The sequence below is a fragment of the Paraburkholderia sp. CI2 genome (assembly GCF_014201055.1).
Classification (GTDB): domain Bacteria; phylum Pseudomonadota; class Gammaproteobacteria; order Burkholderiales; family Burkholderiaceae; genus Paraburkholderia; species Paraburkholderia tuberum.
Genome location: NZ_JACHDL010000069.1, coordinates 1 through 1,104, shown reverse-complemented (window position 1 = coordinate 1,104; position 1,104 = coordinate 1). Strand labels below are relative to the sequence as shown.

General features: G+C 60.9%; 1 protein-coding gene. It reads right to left on the bottom strand.

The annotated features are described in order from the left end of the window. Window positions 1–26: 26 nt before the first annotated feature. Window positions 27–1,021, bottom strand: a protein-coding gene (locus HDG32_RS35930) for an IS630 family transposase (RefSeq protein ID WP_184074580.1) whose coding sequence is annotated in 2 segments (ribosomal slippage) — window positions 27–556 and window positions 556–1,021 — 996 coding nt in all. Because the reading frame shifts where the segments join, the coding sequence is not laid out codon by codon here. Between the last annotated feature and the right edge of the window lie 83 nt (window positions 1,022–1,104).

Below are 1,104 nucleotides of genomic sequence, written 5' to 3'. Positions count from 1 at the left end.
TATTGAGACTTCCATAATTCATGACATCACCACAGCGTAGCCTGCATCCAGCAAGCGGCAATGATCGAAGGCCGCTTTTGAGCGCTCTTGAGCTTGTTGCGGGCGCTCGCGTGCAGTTCGCCGAGATCATTGGGGCAGTAGTTGGCCAGCGCGTGGCGCTTCAGCCAGGCCCACAGGTATTCGACCGGGTTCATGTCCGGCGCGTACGGCGGCAGGAACGCGATCTGGATGTGTCCGTCCAGGCTGTCCAGGTACTCGCGCACCAAACGACTGCGATGCGCCTTCAGGCCATCCCAGATCACCAGCAGCGGCTGCTTCAGGTGGGCCTTGAGCGCCTTGAGGAATTGGACGATCTCTTCCTTCTTGATGCTCCCCTCGTGCAGCCGGAACAAACAGTTGGTGCGCGTGAGCCCGGCGATGACCGAGACGTGATTCCAGTTGAAGTGAAACTGGATGATGGGCGTCTGTCCCTTGGGCGCCCAGGTGCGGACTCTGGTCGGGCGCTCGCTGATGCCGGACTCGTCCACGAAGACAATCAGCCGGCCTTCTCGTCGGGCTTTTTTTTAAGGGCGGGCCAGGTGCGGCGCTTCCAGTTGCGCACGGCATCCTCGTTGCGCTCGATGGCCCGTTTCTCGGGCTTTTGCGGGCTAAAGCCCAGTGAGCCCAGGATGCGCCAAACCTGCGTCTGGCCAAAGCGAATGCCGTGCATGCGTTCGATGACCGCGCCCACGCGCTTGAGAGTCCACAGTTCAGTGCCAAATCCATGCTCGACGGGGCTTTGCAGCAGGGCGGCGCGAACAGCCGCCAACTGTTGCTCATCGAGTTGGGCCGGGCGCCCTCGCTCGCCCACCTCTCGCAGCGCATCGATGCCGCCTTCATCGAGCAGCCGCTTCCATGTGTACACCGTCTGCCGAGCCACACCCACCGCCAACGCCACCTCGGCGCAGCCCTTGCCCGCCAGCAGCAGCCGACCCGCCTTCAATCGCTTCTTTGCTGCTTCGCTCATTCGCCTTTGCGCCATGCCAACTTGTCTCCAGGACCGTCCTGAAAATATAACGCTTGAGACACTCAACGGTTGTCATGATTTACGGAAAAATCAATAAG